Origin of the sequence: Arthrobacter sp. MYb23, assembly GCF_002979775.1 — a bacterium.
Lineage (GTDB): Bacteria > Actinomycetota > Actinomycetes > Actinomycetales > Micrococcaceae > Arthrobacter.
Window position 1 is genome coordinate 317,871 of sequence record NZ_PCPR01000001.1, and the last position, 17,967, is coordinate 335,837.

The window sequence follows — 17,967 nt, forward strand, 5'->3', positions numbered from 1 at the left end:
CTCTTATCCCTTGAGGCAGAAATACGACATCCCAAGTACGCCTCGGTAGCCCTCTTCATATGCAGCGCGCAGTTCCTCATATTGCCGAAGGACCTGCGCTGCGGCGGGATGGCCGGCATCATGTGCTTCCAGCCAACGGGTAAACCTGGCGCGGTACCCGGCCTCGAAGACGTCCCACTCCTGAATGCTTGCCTGCTCTTGGTCCACCACCTCAAAACCAGCGGCGCGGATCTGTTCGCGTAACGCATCTTCTGTTAGGAACTCGTCATCACGTCCAGACAGAGGGGCGGTGGCAGCCGGATGAGGTGTTGCTGACCAGATCGCCTCGCCGTAGACGAGTCGGCCGCCGGGAAGCACCAGATCTCGAAGGGCGCGCAAGGCCGCGGCGTAGTCGAGCGGCTGCGCGTCCTCTACCGGCGGCCCCCAGATCTGGCTCGCACCGATGCAGATGACAGCGTCTGCTGGGCGATCCTGGACTTCTAGCCCAGGAATCGAATCAAACGTCGCTCTGTCGAGCAGCCCTCGAGCCGATGCTTGTTGCTTCGCTCGATCGATGGACGCGGAAGCACTGTCCACTCCGCGTCCCCGTGCCTGCGGGGCCGACGTCAAAACCCGAAGTAGTAGTTCACCCCATCCGCACCCCATATCCAGAACCTCAGCCGGCGCAGGCTCGGTCAGGAACGCCACAAGGTGTGCAGCGCGTTCCTCGGAGAGCGGCGTAAGCCAGGTCAAGGACTCATAGAGGGGAGGCAGTTCAAGCGTGCTGTCGGTCACTCAACGATGTTCTCACGTCAGGGAAGCAGCACGGTTGCAGTTCCTCTACCGGGCGGGCCCCAGGTCTGCTGTGCCCCCGCATTCAACTCAGTGAAAAATGGTCCGTTGCACTAATGAAGCGAATGACTGGCGCACCGGTCGAACCTTCGTCTCTCAGCACAACATCTCGACGAAGCGTTGCTCCGAGCTTTCGCATCACGTGGGCTATGCCGTCTACTGCTGCCTGATTGACGAGTTCCCGGAGGTCGACGTCGAATATCACCGCGTCCGGACCCGGGAAGAAGTTGACACGTACTCCATCGACGGGCCAGACAGCAAAGCTCTCAAATTCGGCAAGACCGTGACTGTTGGGCGGCAAAGGTGAATGGCCATCACGTCCAATCAAGATCCGATGTCATGGGCACAATCATCGCTCAGGTCGTGTGGGGGTCTTGGAATTGCTCTGTTGGCAGACTCGAAGTGACGTCCGTTTGCCGACCCTTCATTGGACACAACTTGAGTCCGACTGGTCTGGATTGGATCGTTGACCTCGTATGGTGGTGCCATGACCGAGATGATCGCTTGGAACCTGGCCTTTCGTTGTGGCAATGGCCTTGGCAATGCGCCAGGAGGAACTGCCGTTACTACCCTGCCAAGCCAGCCGCCCTCAGGGTGGACAGGAAGCCATGGGCCGGGCGTTCGTTGGGAACACTGGCCAAGAAGCCTCAATACTGGTTTGCCCATGATGCATGTGCTGACTCTCTGGCTACCCGCAGACTTCCAAAGGCGCGGGCCACAGTTTCCGGGGATTGCCATATTTGCTGGTGAGGGCCAATTCGCATTGGAAGACAAATCTCCCATCCCGAGCGCTGAAGCAACCGATCCATTCCTACGTGACCTTGCAGCAACCGAGAACCATCCCGGCCTGCTTAGGCGCAGGGACGTGATCGATGGAGAATATGCGATCGTTTGGCTTTCGGATGATGAGTTGGCGGCAGGTCCGACGGCACCTCGTCCCGATCTTCGCGCCAAGGGCAAGTACGTGGATGAGTCGGAAGGTACAAATGCCTGGGACAACGTCGAGCCGACCACCGACATTTGGCTGATTCCGCGCGCCGATCCAAATTCTGGCAAGGCTCCCGTTGAACTCTGGGGAGATCAGGTCGGCCCCGATGGGTACGTCAATCCCTCAACAGGGAACGGACTTGCCGACTGGGCAGAACCGCTATTCGCCTTGAGCCACCTGGGCGGAACGTCGTTCCCCATCCAAGCAATGCCTGACGGCCTTACACCTTGGTACCTCGAACTGGAAGAGATCTCGGGCCTTAACTTCGGCGGTGGCGGAAACGCTCAATTCGACTTGGAATCCGATACCTTCGACTGGGCCTGCGGATAGCGCAATGGGGGAGAGCTGACGGCTAAGAGCGTTGCGCTAGGCCGGCTGCTGTTCAACGTCTTGGTCCGGATGCGCTGCCGTGGCGTTCCCTTCGGTTCACAACAAGGTTCAACTACATCGTATTGACTTCTAAATCTATATAGCTAGATTAGTGCCATGGAGAACTTGAGGCGCGTCACGCCCGCCACGGCACTCGTCTTGGAGGTCCTACTGTCCGCGGAGAGCGTTTGGGGGCTGCAAATCGTCAAGGATACGGGCAAGAAGCCCGGTACGGTGTATCCGATTTTGGAACGCCTTGAGGCTGCTGGCTGGGTTCAAGGGGAATGGGAAACAGCGGAAGAGCGTAAGGGTCCTCGTCGGCGCTACTACCGCCTTCTTGCCGAAGCGCGTCCACTGGCTGGGGAGTTTGTTAGGACGCAAAGGTCACGAAACGCGTTAGATGCACAGCCGTCGCCGGGCTTTCATGAGGGTGCATGGGGTGCCGTATGACGCTAAGTGAGGCAATTCTGGCTGTCTGTCTGGTGCTGACTCCTGCGAGGTTCCGGGCTGACCGCAAAGAGCAGTGGAGAGCTGATCTCCTTGACGGTCCAGGGATGGGAATTCCACCGTCCACGATCCTGCTTGGCGCGGCGTGTTCAGCAGCGGCGTCTAGGTCTTACGAGCTAAGAAGACGTGGCGGCATCATGCTGTCACGTATCAACAAGGGGGAGAACATGAAGCTCGCAGTAGGTGCGCTGGGCGCAACCGCAGTGTTGGCAGCTGTTGTTGCTGGCGGCATTCAGGTAAACGCAGATAACCGGCCGTATGACGGTGCGCAATTGCAGGCTGCGATGGCGGACGTTGGGATAGCTGGTTACGAGGGCTGGTGGAACTCCACACACATTGACGGCACCCCGGCTGGTCCGCCGGAGATCGTCGCCGTGAACACGAACACCGGAACGATTGTGGATTATTTCAATCGGTCGAAGGCCGCAGCCGGTCAGCAGTTGTCAGCTGCAGATGCCACCTACGACGTCGTCCCGGATCCGACATGGCCCGCTAGCTCTGTGGTCATCATCGACACCGCAACCGGGAAAACCATTGACACCTTTCCTGTGGACGAAAAGGGTCGGGTCATCTATACACACGATGACGGCACCACCGTCGTCGGATACTAGGTGGGAGTAATCCTCGGTGTCCGACTGCCGTACGGCCCCCTGGCTGACTGTGCTGCGCCAGGCAAAGAGGGTACGCCCAGCGTCGCCTGACCGTTTTGGTTTTATTGCGCGTCGCCTACCAGGGGGTGGAGAACAAAGGCAGCCATTCACGCTGACTGAAGCCGACCTGTCATCTATCAACGACGACATTGATGTCTTTTTGGCCGAGGCGGGCATCCCGCCGAGACCCCGCGGATTCGATTGGTTCATCCGACGCCCCTCCGATTGCGAGCTGGACGACGACAAGTTCTGGGGTTTCATTTGGGCAGCCACGCCCGAGGGACTTCCTGAGAATGGGCTGCGTCCGTCGACGATGGCAGGTCCGGCGAAAGAGGCCATGGCTAGCTTTTACCGCGATTGAACGCGCACCTTCAGCCTGCGCGAAGAACAACGGGCCTGGAGGAAAGCGAGGTACGAGCCTTTGTAGTCTAAAGGCCTAACGGCACACGGCCGGAACTTCATCAAACGAGCGAATTTCGGCGCCACCTCTGCCGCCGGGTTGATATTCGCACCACTCCTCGGCGATGGATTGCGCAGTTACCCAAAGAATAGGGGCGGATGCTGCCACAACGAGGACAATGGTCAGGCCTGCCCATACCCAGGTTCTTCGGGCGGTGACGCTTCGCCGCATCATCACGAATGACACTAAGCCAGCTATAAAGGTTGCCAGGACTGCGCTGACTTGCAGTGCCTGGTTCGACGTAGCTCCGCTCCCGGTGAGTACGGAAATGATGGTGGCGCCAGCGATAAGAGCGGATAAAATAGTGGGCAGAACTGCCAATGAGCAGAAGATCGTAGCCAGGACCACGGCTATAAGTGGTCGATCAGGTCTTACCCTGGCAAATTCGGTGTCCAATATTCCCCCAAGTGTTCGTTGCCCGACGCTACCAGACCACCGCCCACACGGCTCTGCATTAGGCACCTCACTACTCCCGTATGCGGTGACTAACGAGCGTCTCCGCTTAGCTCACCAGCTTGTGGCCGGTAGCCCGAAGAACGTCCCCTAACCACACGAGAGCATAAGAAATGGCTTGTTCGGGATCTGCCGCGACGCTTCTGATGTTGTCCAGGGATTCAGTGAGCTGCCCAATGGTGAGTTCGGTCGGCTGGTCATAGACGTCGTAGATCGCATCAGGTGGGATTGACCAAAAATAGTCCACATCTACTTTTATGGTCGAGCCATGGCGTTCCTCGACGTGCCGCATCAGGACGTCGAACACCTCGCGCAATTCCTGGGTTGTGAAACTCGTTGAATGGTCGGTCATTGAAATCCTCTGCTCATCAACGAATGTTCGGCGCGCCCTCGGAGCCGCTATGCCGCACACGTATGTCACCAATCATCCCGGACCATCATGTGGACACATCGCTTCCAACACGATCCTCATCCGCGGCAGGCGTTTGCTATGCATTTATGGGAACTGCGTTGTCCACTCCCCCTAAGGTGGTGTCATGTCAGAGATATATTTTTTCTCCGCCGAAGCGGACAGAGTTGATCGCGACCGCATACACCAGTGGCTCAGTGAGCAGTCCTACTGGGCGCAAGGCCGGGGTCGTAAGCAGCAAGATGCAGCTATCGATGCCTCAAGGAACTACGGGGTCTATGTCCGCGGGACTGGAGAACAACTGGCCTATGCTCGCGTGGTGACTGACGGCGTGACGTTTGCCTGGCTTTGCGATGTGTTTGTGGCTCTCGAAGCCCGCGGTCAAGGCATCGGGAAAATGCTCGCGGCCGGTGTGATGGCGGACCTGGATTCCCTCGATTTGAAGAGGATTCTGCTCTCAACTTCAGATGCCCACGGACTTTACGCCCAGTTTGGCTTCACCGAATTGACCGAGCCATCGAAAATGATGGCGCGCATGCGCTGACCTGACCCCATATATGGCACCCCCGGGGCAGCGAAATCGTCGCAGTTGCCGCTGAAAGTCAACCCCCAAAGCAAATCCATGAGCTGCCGGCCTCCTTCGCGGCCTCTGACGTCTCGCTCGACAATGAGCGGTGTCGAATCCGAAGGATGAGAATCGGCAGGGCCGCAGCGGTTCAGGCAATACTTGACTCTGACACTGTGGAAGGCGGGAGAACTGAGACATGTTAACCATCGGAGCTTTCGCGCAGATCGGGCAGGTGACCCATCGGATGCTGCGGCATTGGGACACTGCAGGTCTGCTCGTGCCAGCCCACGTTGACGAGTTCAGTGGCTACCGATCCTATGATCCATCTCAACTAGAGCGCCTGCATCGTATTGTTGCGCTGCGCCAGCTGGGCTTCGGCCTTGAAGATATTTCGTCGATTCTTGACCAGGGCGTCGAGGCCGGTCGCATCGCAGCTCTGTTGCGGATTCGCCGCGCAGAGGTTGAGCAGGAACACCGAATCGCTGCTGGACGGCTCGCAGACGTGCAACGCAGGCTCCATCTCATCGAGAAAGAAAACCACATGTCCCAGATCGAGATCATCGAGAAGCCCCTGCCATCTATGCGCCTCGCAGCCCGCCGCATGGTCGTAGCAGACCAACCTGAGGTCGCGGGCGCAGTGGGTCCCGCCTTTGACGCTGTTTCCCGGATCATCGGTGATGAGCACGGAACTCTGGATACTCCAGTCGCACTGTACGAGACGGTTGAAGACGGCCTGCAAATCATCGCTGGCTATGCCTACACCGGCCCGCCCCGCGACGGCTTCGAAATCATCGAGCTGCCAGCTGTCGAAAATGCCGCTTGCGGCGTCCACCTCGGTTCCATGGAGCACATTGCGGAAAGTTGGCAAGCACTCCACGCAGAGATCTTCGCTCGACGGCTCCTCCATTCAGGGCCCTGCCGGGAACTTTACGTCCGAGCAATTTCAGAGGACCAATCCGACTGGGTGACCGAGCTGCAGCAGCCCGTCAATCGTCCGAGTTTGTGATGCCATCCGGACATCCGAGCGGGCAGCGTGCCGGGGAAGTCTCAGTCATCATCGCCGGCAGAAACGGCTACGACGCCGCACAAGCCTAACGCGACGAGCGGGACGAGATGACGTCCGCGGCGTCGGCGGAGCATGGTCGGGAACCGAGATCATCCTTACTCACCGACCCCAAGAGATAGCCGCCGATCCTTCGATCGTCGCGATGAACTGCGGAATACCTCGAGCACTACCTCATCGATGAGCTACAGGTCTTCGTCGCGCCTGTGTTCCTCGGTGATGGCACCCGGATCATCCTCACCCCGTTTGGGTGTCCAAAAGTCTGGGAATCAGGACCGCTACTCGTCACCCCAGGATGCCAGTGCATCGATCGCCTCGCGCAGGGCGAGCCCTCTATCGGTCAGTGCGTAGGCCCGGGTGTTGTGCCGGAGGGGCAGTCGGGACAGCACGCCTGCGGCCTCGAGCTCACGCAGTCGGGTCGCCAGCATGTTGGTCGGCACTCCGAGGTCGCGCTGCAGATCGCCGTAGCGCTGTGGCCCTTCGAGCAGCCGCTCCACGATGAGCAGGGCCCACCGTGGCCCGACGACGTCTAGGGCCGCGGCGAGGTCGCTCACGCGGTCGGATCGGCGTCCGGCTTCATCCAAAAAGGCGAGTAGTGGTAGCCATCGGGGTCGTCGAACTGGCGCTGGTACATGAAGGGGTAGTCGTCGGTGTCACCGATCCGCCCGCCGGCGGCGCCTGCGCGTTCGATGAGTTCGTCCACCGCTTCGCGGCTGCCGAGGTCGAACGAGACCGTGACCTTCGAGGGGGTATCGGGTCCGCCGACCAGCTCCTCGGCGCCGCCGACGCTCGCGTACATCTCACGGCTGCCGAGCATGACGTACTGCTCGGGGGCGATCGCGAAGCATGACACGTTGTGATCGGACATCTCGGTGTTGAGGGTCCAGCCAAGGGCGGTGTAGAAGGCTGTGGCGCGTTCGACGTTCTCAACCGGACATGTGATAAATAGGCTCATGCGGCCCATACTTGCAAAATGCAAGTGCCGCGTCAAGACCTGGCCGGGCTTCATCACTTTGGGGTTTTTAGGAGCCAATCCGAGGTGCGGTCGAGTACTAGAACCATCACAGCGGCCAGGCAGCAGCCTCAGGGGCGTGTTCCAAGTCCAGGAAAGATCACGTTCAGATGCAGTCTAGTGAGCCCCGCGTGCGGGCCACCCGGAGTGGGAGGCCCGCCCATGGTCCTATACACCTAGGGAAGTGATAGAGCGTTCCACCCAAGCCCGAGGGAAGTGATAGAGCGTCCGACCCAAGCCCGAGGGAAGTGATAGAGCGTCCGACCCAAGCCCTAGGGAAGTGATAGAGGGACCCGCTCAAGCCCTAGGGAAGTGATAGAGGGACCCGCTCAAGCCCTAGGGAAGTGATAGAGGGACCCGCTCAAGCCCTTGGGATGTGAGAGAGCGTGCGGGGTTACATGTCCGCGAGCGCGCCGCCTGGGTTTTCGATTGCGTCGGCGACGTACCGAAGGAAGCCGGCCGCCGTTTCGCCGTCGCACACGCGGTGGTCGAAGGCGAGGGTCAGTTCGGTGACTTTGCGGACGGCCAGCTCACCGTTGACCACCCAGGGCTTGTCAATGATGCGGCCCACGCCCAGCATGGCAACCTCGGGGTAGTTGATAATCGCGGCGGAGCCGTCCACACCGAACACGCCGTAGTTGTTCAGCGTGAAAGTGCCGGAGCCCAGTTCCGTGGGGGTCGCCTTTCCTTCACGCGCGACGGCGGTGAGTCGGCGGATCTCTGCGTCCAGTTCGCGGGCACTCCGCTGGTGCGCATTCCGTACGGACGGGACCACGAGTCCGCGGTCGGTCTGGGCTGCGAAGCCGAGGTTGATGCCGTCGAAACCGACGATCTCCTGTGAGCCGTCCGAGGCGGTTTCAAAGCGCGTGTTCAGGGCCGGGTACTTTTTTAACCCAGCCGTGACAAAACGAGCGATGAAAGCCAGCAGACCAGGCGTATCGTGCGGTGCGCGCTTCTTGAGTTCGGCCCGCATTTCCAACAGCGCCGTCGCATCCACGTCCACCCATACCGTGGCTTCGGGGATCTCCGAGCGGCTGCGGGTCATGTTGGCGGCCACAGCCTTGCGGACCCCGCGAACAGGCGTCCGCGCAGACACAGACAAACCAGTACGGCTGTCAACGGCACCCGCATCAGCGGAAGCGGCTACGGGTGCGGCCACCGGAGCGGCAGCAGGCACACGAGAATCAGCAGGAGCAGCAACAGGGGCAGTAATCGCGGCCTCCACATCGCGCCGCATGATGAGCCCGCTGGAGCCCGAACCCTCAATCGCTTCGAGGGAAACCCCATGGTCACGCGCCATCTTGCGGACAAGCGGCGAGATGACAGCACTGAGCTTGCCAGGGATACGCGTCCCCGCCACAGAAGGTTCCATCACCGGCTCAGCAACAGAAGTATCAGAGGCAGAAGCGGCAGGAGCAGCAACTGCAGAATCAACGACAGAAACACTCGCCTTCCGCGGTCGGGTCCGTCCACCGGTGACTCCCCCGGGCGTACCGTACCCAATGAGCACGTTGCCCGAGCCTGCCTTTTCCTCGGTCCGGTACGTCTCGGCAGCAGCTTCTACATCGGACGATACGTCGAGGCCCGAGGACACTGGCGAAGGGTCCACAGAACCAGCCGGAACAGGAGCAGGAGCGGCAGCGGGCGAACCAGCAGAAGAACCCGCGCGAGCGATCGAGATCAGCGGCTTGCCGACGTCGAGCGTTTGACCGGCCTCACCGTGCAGCTCGGCAACGGTGCCGGCGTAAGGCGAGGGCACCTCAACCATGGACTTGGCGGTCTCAACCTCGGCGATGGGCTGGTCAACCACAATCTCGTCACCCACGGCAACGAGCCAGTTCACCAGTTCGGCCTCGGTGAGGCCCTCCCCAAGATCGGGCAGTTTGAAGACCTGCATATCTGAGCTCATGGTCAGTCCTCCCATTGAAGGTCGTCGACGGCGTCGAGGATACGGTCGACGCTTGGCAGGTAGTAGTGCTCCAGCTTGGGAGACGGGAAGGGGACATCGAAGCCGGTCACGCGGAGTATCGGTGCGGCGAGGTAGTGGAACGCGCGTTCCTGGACGCGGGCCACGATCTCGGAGGATACGGAGGCGAATCCGTGGGCTTCGGCGATCACGACGGCGCGTCCCGTCTTGCGTACGGACGCGCAGACGGTTTCGTCGTCGAAGGGGACGAGGGTTCGGACGTCGATGACTTCCAGGGAGCGGCCTTCTTCGGCGGCGGCTGCTGCAGCGGCGAGCGCGGTGGGAACGGACGGGCCGTAGGCGATGAGCGTCGCGTCTGTGCCGGGACGGGCAACAGCTGCGCGGCCCTCGGTGGAGGTGCCGGCGTCGTGCTCTACTCGGAGGGCACCCAGGTCCACTTGGTCCTTGGACCAGTAGAGCTTCTTGGGTTCCATGAACATGACGGGGTCATCGGAGCCGATTGCTTCGCGGAGCATGCGGTAGCCGTCGGCCACGGTGGCCGGGGTGTAGACCTTCAGGCCGGCGGTGTGGGCGTAGTAGGACTCGGAGGAGTCGCAGTGGTGCTCCACTCCCCCGATTCCGCCGGCGTAGGGAACGCGGATGACCATGGGCATTTTGAGTTTGCCCTTGGTGCGGTTGTGCATTTTGGCTACGTGGCTGACGATCTGTTCGAAGGCCGGGTAGGCGAAGGCGTCGAACTGCATTTCGATCACGGGGCGCATGCCGTTGATGGCCATACCCACGGCCATGCCGACGATGCCGGATTCGGCCAGGGGGGTGTCGAAGCAGCGTTGTTCGCCGAATTCGGCCATGAGGCCGTCGGTGATGCGGAAGACGCCGCCCAGCATTCCCACGTCTTCGCCGAAGACCAGGACGGACGGGTCGGCGCGCATGGCGTCGGCCATGGCGGTGTTGAGCGCCTTGGCCATGGTGAGGCTTTGCGGGCCGGTGGCTTCGGCAGTGGCCGCGGCGGAAGCGGCGGCGCTGGCGGTGGCCGCACTGACGTTACCGTTGGCGCTGGTGCCTGCAGTGGTGACGGTCATTTTGCGCTCTCCGTTCCGGAGTTGTCGGTGTCGCCGCTTGAAGCGCGAGCGAGTTCGCTGGCCAGCAGCTCGGACTGTTCTTTCAGCTGCGGCGTTTGCTTGGCGAAGACGTACTTGAAGAGGTCCAGCGGCTGGACGGGGACGTCCTCGCCCAGGCCTTCACGGAGCTGGGTAGCCACGGCTTCAGCATGCGAGGCGATGCGCTCCGAAGCGGCGGCGTCCAGCAGCCCCTTGTCAGTGAGATACGACTTCATGCGTGCCAGCGGATCCTTGGCCTGCCATTCGGCAACTTCGCTGTCCGGGCGGTAGCGGGTGGCGTCGTCGGCGTTGGTGTGCGCCTGCATGCGGTAGGTGTGGGCTTCGATCAGCAGCGGACCGGATCCATCGCGGGCCAGCTTCACGGCCCGGTCCATCACGGCGAGCAGCGCCACGAGGTCGTTGCCGTCAACGCGCTCACCGGCCATGCCGTAGCCAACAGCCTTGTGGGCCAGCGACGGTGCCACGGACTGGTGGCTGAGCGGTACGGAGATGGCGTACTTGTTGTTCTGCACGAAGAAGATGACGGGCAGGTGGAAGACGGCGGCGAAGTTCAATGCCTCGTGGAAGTCGCCTTCGCTGGTGGCGCCGTCGCCACACATGGCCATTACTACGGTGTTTTCACCGCGCAGCTTGGCAGCGTGGGCAACGCCCACAGCGTGCAGCAGCTGGGTGGTGAGCGGGGTGCACTGAATGCCGACGTTGTGCTCTGTGGGGTCGTACCCGCCGTGCCAGTCGCCGCGGAAGATGGTCATCACCTCAACGGGGTCCACCCCGCGGGTCATGACGGCGACGGCGTCACGGTAGGTGGGGAACAGCCAGTCGCCTTCGCTCAGGCACATGGCAGCTGCAACCTGGCAGGCCTCCTGGCCGTGGCTTGAGGGGTAGACGGCCATGCGGCCCTGCCGGACCAGCGCAGAGTTCTGATCGTTGACGCGACGTCCGACGACGAGCTGCTCGTACGCGGCCATCAGTTCAGAGTCGCCGGGTGTGGGGTATTCGTGGCCGGGTTCGGTGCCTTGCTCGTCATGGGAGCGGAGGGTGCCGTCCGGGTTCACCATTTGGATCTGGTGCCGGGCGGGAAGCATGTAGTCCTCAACGCTGATGCCGAATTTCGTCCGAACGTCAGCAGCCTGGTCCTCTACAGCCGTTTCCGGCGCAGAGTGATCTGCGTGGATCGTCATTGGTCCGTCCTTCTCTAGCCACTATGTGCTTCCAGTATGTTCCCCGGGTCTGTTTCGTATCCAGCTTTCGGCAAAATCATGGAAGCCATTGCCTAAACTGGGTATCCTGAAAGACAAATTGCAATTGTGAGCTGGGTTACGTGCCTGTGCTGTAGACGAATTGGAGAGCCAGTGAGCGAGGCCGAGGCGGAGCAGACCGCCGTACCGCTGGACGGTGTGGACCGGGACATCATCCGCGAGCTGACCACTGATGGGCGCATGTCCATTACGCAGGTGGCGGAGAACGTCCACATCAGCCGCGCCCATGCCTACTCCCGGATCGCCCGACTCACGGGTGAGGGCGTGCTGACCAAGTTCACGGCTCTGGTGGATCCCATCAAGGCGGGGCTGCGGTCCTCGGCGTACGTGACGTTGAAGGTTCAGCAGCACTCGTGGCGTGAGTTGAAGGAACAGCTGCGGGCCATCCCGGAGATCCACCACATTGCCTTGGTGGGCGGCGACTTCGACGTGATCCTCCTGGTTCGCGCCACAGACAACATCCACCTCCGCCGCGTGATCTTCGATCAACTGCAATCCATGGACGGCATCCTGGACACGCAAACCTTCCTGGTGTTCGAGGACGTAGATACCCGGTGACGTTCCAACGAAAGCTCGCCTGGACGCTGGTGGCCAGCGTCCTGGCGGGTGTGTTGTGGCTGATTGCTGCCTTCCAGCTCTTTCACAACCCGCCTCACGCCAATCCCCAGCGGACCGACGCCATTGTGGTCCTGGGCGGCATGAGCAGTGAGCGCCTCCCGATGGGCCTCGCCTTGCGGGAGCAGTTGGGCATCAAGGACCTGGTGGTTATCACCACGGGGCTGCCCGCCAACGCCGGTTCGGACGAGTTTTGTGAAGCGCACGACGGCGACCCTCACCTTGATTGCTTCCGCCCGGATCCGCTGAACACCAGAGGCGAGGCGTTGCGGTTGCGGGATCTTGCCGCGGAACGAAGTTGGACCTCGGTGACCGTGGTGACGTCCGACTATCACCTCCAGCGGGCCGGCACCCTCATGAAGCAGTGCATCGCAGCTGACGTGCACATGGTGGGCACCAAACCGGAGCTCTCCCCCGCTGGCTGGCTTTGGCGGTTCGTGGTGGAAACCGGCGGCCTGTTTGATGTGTGGTTGCGGCCCGAATGCTAAGTGTTCTGCGCACTTTTGTTGGCTTTTGAACGGCTAGGATTGCTCTAGTTTCGAGTGCCTTTTAGGGCCGGTCATTTGGGGGAAAACGTGCACACCATCATGCCTATTTTTGGGACCCGCCCGGAAGCCATCAAAATGGCCCCCATTGTGCGGGCGTTGATGGAGTCGGACCTCTTCGAGTGCGTGGTTACTGTCACCGGGCAGCACCGGGAAATGCTGGACCAGGTCAACGAGCTGTTCGGCATTACTCCGGACCACGATCTCAACATTCTCCAGCCCGGGCAGTCCCTCACGGACATCATGACCCGCACCATGAGCGGGCTGGACAAGTTGTTCGCTGGTTCCAAGCCGGATGCGGTGATCGTCCAGGGCGACACCACTACTTCCACTGCCGGCGCTATCGCCGCTTTCTATCACGGCATTCCCGTGATCCACGTTGAAGCCGGCCTCCGCAGCGGCAACCTGCTCTCACCGTTCCCGGAAGAGGCTAACCGCAAGATCACCAGCCAGATCGCGTCCCTGCACTTGGCGCCGACCAGCACAAGCCGGGCGAACCTGCTGGCCGAGGGGGTGGCCGTCGAGAACATCGTGGTGACCGGCAACTCGGTGATCGATGCGTTGCTGACCACTGTGGATAAGCAGGTCCCGTTCTCCGATCCCCAGCTTGAATCCCTCGCTGCCAGTGGTCGCCGCATTCTTCTGGTGACCACGCACCGCCGCGAGAACCAGGGCGACGCCATGCGCGGAGTCGGACGGGCCCTCGCCCGCATCGCCGACGCCGAGCCGGACCTGGTCATTGTCCTTCCAGCCCACAAGAACCCCGTGGTCCGCGAAGCTGTCCTTCCTTCTTTGGAGGGCAAGCCGAACGTTATCGTCACTGAGCCACTGGCCTATGGCGAGTTCACCCGCATGCTCTCCCTGGCCCACATCGTCCTCACCGACTCCGGTGGAGTCCAAGAAGAAGCACCCAGCTTGGGCAAACCCGTGCTGGTAATGCGCGACAACACCGAACGTCCCGAAGCCGTGGAAGCCGGCACCGTTGCGTTGATCGGCACGGACGAGGAGCGGATCGTGGCCGAGGTGAGCAGGCTGCTTCACGATGCTGAGCACTTCGAGGCCATGGCGAATGCCGTGAACCCCTACGGAGATGGGTTGGCGTCGGAGCGCACCATCGCCGCTATCGCCGAGCTGCTGGGTGTGGGGCGCCGGGCGGAGGAGTTCGGGATGGAGACCGTTGGGTAGCGGCACAGCACGCGGATGAATGCGTGGATCCGGGGCGATTCTCCAGCGCGGCCACAACCCTGGGCATGCCGACTCAACTGTGTGGATCAGTAGATGTGGTGGTTGCGCTTTCCCGAGGGAAAAATTGCACGTAATGCTTCGTCAAAGGCAATCACGGGGAGCAATACCAATGCTGTCGTGATTGATAGCGTTAGCCAGCCGGCGTCTTGGAGTGACTCAACAGCCCTGCGACCCGCTTGCTCCGGAGGCTCGCCGCCGGTATCTAAAAGGGTGATCATTCCTTGAGACTAGAGAAGTCTAGGCACCGAGCACACGAGTAGTTAGTACTTGTGTTTTTTTGACCCACTACTTGGTCTCAGCTACGAAGTACTCGGCAATTCAGCATGGAACGGGCCCTCCCGAAGCATTCAACTCAAAGAACCCGGGCTTCGCACGACTTTGAAAAGCAGACTAGGGGGCGCGAAAAGGCCACCTAGTGAACAGGCACAGACTTGGAATCGGACTGCTTCGTTTCAAGAAGCCCCAAGAGATACGAGCCATAGCCGCTCTTCACCAACGGCTCGGCCCGCTCACGCAGTTCATCATCTGTGAGGAAACCCGAACGCCAAGCAATCTCTTCAGGGGCACCAACCTTCAAGCCCTGCCGGTTTTCAACAGTTCGAATGAAGTTCGACGCATCGCTGAGGTCCTCGAAGGTCCCGGTGTCCAGCCATGCCGTCCCCCTACGCAACACTTCAACCTGGAGTTTGCCTCGCTCCAAATAGGTCTTGTTGACGTCGGTGATCTCAAGCTCGCCACGATCGGATGGCTTAAGGTTTCGGGCAATCTCAACGACGTCGTTGTCGTAGAAGTAGAGACCGGGAACGGCGTAATTGCTGCGAGGGTTCTCGGGTTTTTCCTGTAGCGAGATGGCACGGCCGTCCTGGTCGAATTCGACCACACCATATGCTTTGGGGTCCTTGACCCAATAGCCAAAGACCGCGCCGCCGTCGACGTCAGCGTAACGGCGCAATTGAGTACCCATACCCTGTCCGTAGAAAATATTATCGCCGAGGACCAGAGCAACCGTATCGCCACCAATATGATCGGCTCCTAAGGTGAACGCCTGCGCCAAGCCATCAGGCGAGGGCTGCTGGACGTAACTTAGGTTCACACCGAAACGGGAGCCGTCGCCCAAGAGACGTTGAAATTGCTCCGCATCGTGAGGCGTCGTGATGATAAGGATGTCGCGAATGCCAGCCAGAATCAGCGTCGACAAAGGGTAATAGATCATGGGTTTGTCATAGACCGGGACAAGTTGCTTGCTGATGCCGAGGGTGATCGGGTGCAGACGCGATCCAGTTCCCCCAGCCAAGATGATTCCTCGCATGAACAGATCATTCCGTGTTCGTATGGGCATCCGCAAACCCGTAAGGTTATGCGTCATGGGGCAGATACTCGTAACCGGCGGCGCCGGCTTCATTGGTTCAAACTTTGTTCACTTTATTGTTGAAAACACGGATCACAGTGTCACTGTGCTTGACAAGCTGACCTACGCGGGCAACGTGGAGTCGCTCGCAGGGCTCCCCAGCAACCGCTTCAAGCTGGTTCAGGGTGATATTGCGGACGCAGAGGTTGTCGAAGGCCTTGTCGAAACGCACGACGTAGTAGTTCACTACGCTGCTGAATCGCACAACGATAACTCGTTGCATGATCCGCGCCCCTTTCTCGACACCAACATCATCGGGACTTACACGCTGATCGAAGCTGCCCGCAAGCACAACAAGCGCTTCCATCACATTTCGACTGACGAGGTGTACGGAGATCTGGAGCTCGATGATCCGGAGCGCTTCACAGAGAACACTCCGTACAACCCTTCCAGTCCGTACTCATCAACTAAAGCGGGTTCAGACCTGTTGGTTCGGGCGTGGGTACGTTCCTTTGGTCTGCAGGCCACAATCAGCAACTGCTCCAACAACTATGGTCCTTACCAGCATGTTGAGAAGTTCATCCCTCGCCAGATCACAAACGTCATCGACGGAGTGCGGCCCAAACTCTACGGCAAGGGCGAAAACGTCCGAGACTGGATCCACGCAAACGATCACTCCTCTGCAGTGCTGGCCATCATCGAGAAAGGCCGCATCGGTGAGACCTACCTCATCGGCGCAGACGGTGAAAAGAACAACAAAGAGGTAGTCGAACTGATCCTTGAGCACATGGGTCAAAGCCGCGACGCCTATGATCACGTGGTGGACCGCCCGGGCCACGACCTCCGATACGCAATCGATTCCTCAAAACTGCGCACGGAGTTGGGCTGGAGCCCTGAGTACTCCAATTTTGACGCTGGCATTAAGAACACCATTGAGTGGTACCGCGACAACGAAGCATGGTGGCGCCCGCAGAAGGCCCAGACCGAGGCCAAGTACACGAAGCAGGGTCAGTAGTATGTCGATCGAGTTCTCGAAGCCGTTGAGCGCAACAGAAACATCTATTCCCGGAGTGGTGCTCTTTGACCTGCCCGTCCACGGTGACAACCGTGGATGGTTCAAAGAGAATTGGCAGCGCGAAAAGATGCTGGCGCTTACCCTCCCGGACTTCAAGCCTGTCCAGAACAACGTTTCTTTCAACGAAAAAGCCGGAACAACCCGCGGAATCCATGCGGAGCCGTGGGACAAGTTCATCTCGGTTGCCACAGGCAGGATCTTCGGCGCTTGGGTCGACCTCAGGCAGGGACCCACGTTTGGAAACGTATTTACCGCCACTTTGGATGCAAGCCAAGCTATCTTCATACCCCGAGGTGTCGGCAACGCTTTCCAGACTCTCGAAGACAACACCGCCTACACCTACTTGGTAAATGATCACTGGAGTGCAGATGCCCAAGGGCAATATACATTCCTGAACCTGGCAGACGAGACCGCCGCTATTCAGTGGCCTATCCCTCTCTCCCAGGCCGAGCTCTCCGACAAAGACAAAGCTCACCCGCGTCTCTCACAGGTCAGTCCAATGCCACCACGCATGACCTTGGTCTTGGGCGCCAACGGACAACTCGGGAAAGCACTTCGCGAAGCGTACAAAGATGACCCGTTTGTGGAGTTTGCCGGCCGGGAAGAGTTTGACCTCACCGCGGACGAAGCATTCGATTCACGAAATTGGAAGAACTACGACACCGTCATCAACGCAGCCGCATACACGGCAGTCGATACAGCGGAATCCCCTGACGGCCGCAAGGCAGCCTGGCAGACGAACGTTTCCGGCGTGGCACGGCTGGCTCGCCTCGCCGTTAAACACGACCTAACGCTGGTGCATGTCTCGTCCGACTACGTCTTCGACGGGACAGCAGAGTTGCATACGGAGGACGAAGAGTTTTCTCCGCTCGGGGTCTATGGGCAGACAAAGGCTGCGGGTGATGCCATTGTCAGCGTCGTTCCCAAGCACTACATCGTTCGCGCAAGCTGGGTGATCGGCGAAGGCAACAACTTCGTTCGGACCATGGCCAAACTCGCAGCCGCAGGAGTCAAACCTGCCGTAGTGAATGACCAGACCGGACGACTCACCTTCGCAGTGGACATTGCTGAATCCATTCGGCATCTGCTCGACTCGGGAGCTGAATACGGTACGTATAACCTGAGTAGCGAAGGCAGTACACAGTCTTGGGCAGAGATCGCCGCCGACGTCTTTGAGATCGCCGGAGCATCACGTGAAGACGTGAGCGGTGTAAGCACAGCGGAGTATTTCAGGGACAAGGATGCTGCACCCCGCCCACTCCAGAGCACCTTGGATCTCAGAAAGATTACTGCTGCCGGATTCATTCCGCCCCATGCCGCAGACCGCCTCACGGCGTCTCTGCAGTAAACGTCGTGACGCCCTGGGCAGGCTTAGTGACGACTTTTACCAGATCTTAACTTGCTCGTAACATCACTTTCTGTGGGCTGGCTTCTGGTCTTATACCCTGATTTTTGAATGACGAAATGCGTCACCCTGACAAGTAAAGACCCAACGCATGAGACGGGTACAATTGCCCTGAGG

General features: G+C 60.1%; 22 protein-coding genes. 12 read left to right on the plus strand and 10 right to left on the minus strand.

Going from position 1 to position 17,967, the window contains the following annotated elements; genetic code table 11:
* Positions 1-3 precede the first annotated feature (3 nt).
* Entirely contained in the window at positions 4-774 is a 771-nt protein-coding gene (locus CQ020_RS01500; RefSeq protein WP_105690227.1) for a cyclopropane-fatty-acyl-phospholipid synthase family protein, read from the minus strand.
* A gap of 97 nt (positions 775-871) precedes the next feature.
* Here CQ020_RS01500 and CQ020_RS23965 point away from each other — a divergent pair, with 97 nt between their 5' ends.
* The 5 genes from CQ020_RS23965 to CQ020_RS24295 all read left to right on the plus strand — a co-directional run bounded on the left by CQ020_RS23965 (position 872) and on the right by CQ020_RS24295 (position 3,706).
* Entirely contained in the window at positions 872-1,138 is a 267-nt protein-coding gene (locus CQ020_RS23965) for a hypothetical protein (RefSeq protein ID WP_105714876.1), read from the plus strand.
* Between the two features lie 558 nt (positions 1,139-1,696).
* Positions 1,697-2,149: a hypothetical protein gene (locus CQ020_RS24290; RefSeq protein WP_146117216.1), complete on the plus strand. Its 453-nt coding sequence runs from the start codon at positions 1,697-1,699 to the stop codon at positions 2,147-2,149.
* A 156-nt stretch (positions 2,150-2,305) separates the two neighbouring features.
* Positions 2,306-2,638 carry a PadR family transcriptional regulator gene (locus tag CQ020_RS24695; RefSeq protein ID WP_105690229.1) on the plus strand — a complete coding sequence of 111 codons (333 nt, stop codon included), beginning with the start codon at positions 2,306-2,308 and terminating at the stop codon, positions 2,636-2,638.
* A gap of 224 nt (positions 2,639-2,862) precedes the next feature.
* The gene (locus CQ020_RS01515; protein WP_146116595.1) at positions 2,863-3,306 is read left to right on the plus strand and encodes a hypothetical protein; all 444 of its coding nucleotides are present in this window, start codon (positions 2,863-2,865) and stop codon (positions 3,304-3,306) included.
* 49 nt (positions 3,307-3,355) lie between these two features.
* The gene (locus CQ020_RS24295; protein ID WP_258141661.1) at positions 3,356-3,706 is read left to right on the plus strand and encodes a DUF5956 family protein; all 351 of its coding nucleotides are present in this window, start codon (positions 3,356-3,358) and stop codon (positions 3,704-3,706) included.
* Between the two features lie 75 nt (positions 3,707-3,781).
* Here CQ020_RS24295 and CQ020_RS24085 read toward each other — a convergent pair whose 3' ends face one another.
* A complete protein-coding gene (locus tag CQ020_RS24085) occupies positions 3,782-4,153 on the minus strand; it encodes a hypothetical protein (protein ID WP_181151718.1) in 372 nt (123 codons plus the stop codon).
* A 154-nt stretch (positions 4,154-4,307) separates the two neighbouring features.
* Positions 4,308-4,610, minus strand: a complete 303-nt coding sequence (locus tag CQ020_RS01525; RefSeq protein WP_258141662.1) for a hypothetical protein — start codon at positions 4,608-4,610, stop codon at positions 4,308-4,310.
* Positions 4,611-4,794: 184 nt separating this feature from the next.
* Between CQ020_RS01525 and CQ020_RS01530 the strand changes: the two genes are divergently transcribed.
* Together CQ020_RS01530 and CQ020_RS01535 are read left to right on the plus strand one after the other, a co-directional pair.
* On the plus strand, positions 4,795-5,211 hold the full coding sequence (locus CQ020_RS01530; RefSeq protein ID WP_105690231.1) for a GNAT family N-acetyltransferase: 417 nt from the start codon (positions 4,795-4,797) through the stop codon (positions 5,209-5,211).
* Between the two features lie 220 nt (positions 5,212-5,431).
* The gene (locus tag CQ020_RS01535; RefSeq protein ID WP_105690232.1) at positions 5,432-6,241 is read left to right on the plus strand and encodes a MerR family transcriptional regulator; all 810 of its coding nucleotides are present in this window, start codon (positions 5,432-5,434) and stop codon (positions 6,239-6,241) included.
* A 335-nt stretch (positions 6,242-6,576) separates the two neighbouring features.
* On the opposite strand, the gene CQ020_RS01545 is transcribed toward CQ020_RS01535, so the two are convergent.
* From CQ020_RS01545 to pdhA, 5 genes are all read right to left on the minus strand, one after another.
* Complete coding sequence (locus tag CQ020_RS01545) at positions 6,577-6,852, minus strand: helix-turn-helix domain-containing protein (protein ID WP_105690405.1); 276 nt, start codon at positions 6,850-6,852, stop codon at positions 6,577-6,579.
* Entirely contained in the window at positions 6,849-7,253 is a 405-nt protein-coding gene (locus CQ020_RS01550; RefSeq protein WP_105568142.1) for a VOC family protein, read from the minus strand. The genes CQ020_RS01545 and CQ020_RS01550 overlap by 4 nt, the downstream gene beginning before the upstream one ends.
* Positions 7,254-7,704: 451 nt before the next feature.
* Positions 7,705-9,219, minus strand: coding sequence for a dihydrolipoamide acetyltransferase family protein (locus CQ020_RS01555; RefSeq protein WP_258141663.1), 1,515 nt, complete (start codon positions 9,217-9,219; stop codon positions 7,705-7,707).
* Between the two features lie 2 nt (positions 9,220-9,221).
* Entirely contained in the window at positions 9,222-10,319 is a 1,098-nt protein-coding gene (locus tag CQ020_RS01560; protein WP_105690234.1) for an alpha-ketoacid dehydrogenase subunit beta, read from the minus strand.
* Positions 10,316-11,539, minus strand: a complete 1,224-nt coding sequence (gene pdhA, locus CQ020_RS01565) for a pyruvate dehydrogenase (acetyl-transferring) E1 component subunit alpha (protein WP_105690235.1) — start codon at positions 11,537-11,539, stop codon at positions 10,316-10,318. Before pdhA ends, CQ020_RS01560 begins: the two co-directional genes overlap by 4 nt.
* A gap of 171 nt (positions 11,540-11,710) precedes the next feature.
* Between pdhA and CQ020_RS01570 the strand changes: the two genes are divergently transcribed.
* From CQ020_RS01570 to wecB, 3 genes are all read left to right on the plus strand, one after another.
* Positions 11,711-12,175 (plus strand): Lrp/AsnC family transcriptional regulator, encoded by a 465-nt coding sequence (locus CQ020_RS01570; protein ID WP_105690236.1) that lies wholly within the window; start codon positions 11,711-11,713, stop codon positions 12,173-12,175.
* Positions 12,172-12,720 carry a YdcF family protein gene (locus tag CQ020_RS01575; RefSeq protein WP_105690237.1) on the plus strand — a complete coding sequence of 183 codons (549 nt, stop codon included), beginning with the start codon at positions 12,172-12,174 and terminating at the stop codon, positions 12,718-12,720. Before CQ020_RS01570 ends, CQ020_RS01575 begins: the two co-directional genes overlap by 4 nt.
* Before the next feature lie 99 nt (positions 12,721-12,819).
* Positions 12,820-13,962, plus strand: coding sequence for a non-hydrolyzing UDP-N-acetylglucosamine 2-epimerase (gene wecB / locus CQ020_RS01580; protein WP_308727304.1), 1,143 nt, complete (start codon positions 12,820-12,822; stop codon positions 13,960-13,962).
* Positions 13,963-14,048: 86 nt separating this feature from the next.
* Here wecB and CQ020_RS23970 read toward each other — a convergent pair whose 3' ends face one another.
* Together CQ020_RS23970 and rfbA are read right to left on the minus strand one after the other, a co-directional pair.
* Positions 14,049-14,240 carry a hypothetical protein gene (locus CQ020_RS23970; RefSeq protein WP_146116594.1) on the minus strand — a complete coding sequence of 64 codons (192 nt, stop codon included), beginning with the start codon at positions 14,238-14,240 and terminating at the stop codon, positions 14,049-14,051.
* A 194-nt stretch (positions 14,241-14,434) separates the two neighbouring features.
* Positions 14,435-15,331, minus strand: coding sequence for a glucose-1-phosphate thymidylyltransferase RfbA (gene rfbA, locus CQ020_RS01585; protein WP_105690239.1), 897 nt, complete (start codon positions 15,329-15,331; stop codon positions 14,435-14,437).
* Positions 15,332-15,386: 55 nt separating this feature from the next.
* Here rfbA and rfbB point away from each other — a divergent pair, with 55 nt between their 5' ends.
* Together rfbB and CQ020_RS01595 are read left to right on the plus strand one after the other, a co-directional pair.
* Entirely contained in the window at positions 15,387-16,385 is a 999-nt protein-coding gene (gene rfbB / locus CQ020_RS01590; protein WP_105690240.1) for a dTDP-glucose 4,6-dehydratase, read from the plus strand.
* Position 16,386: 1 nt separating this feature from the next.
* The gene (locus CQ020_RS01595; RefSeq protein ID WP_105690241.1) at positions 16,387-17,793 is read left to right on the plus strand and encodes a bifunctional dTDP-4-dehydrorhamnose 3,5-epimerase family protein/NAD(P)-dependent oxidoreductase; all 1,407 of its coding nucleotides are present in this window, start codon (positions 16,387-16,389) and stop codon (positions 17,791-17,793) included.
* The last annotated feature ends 174 nt before the right edge of the window (positions 17,794-17,967 follow it).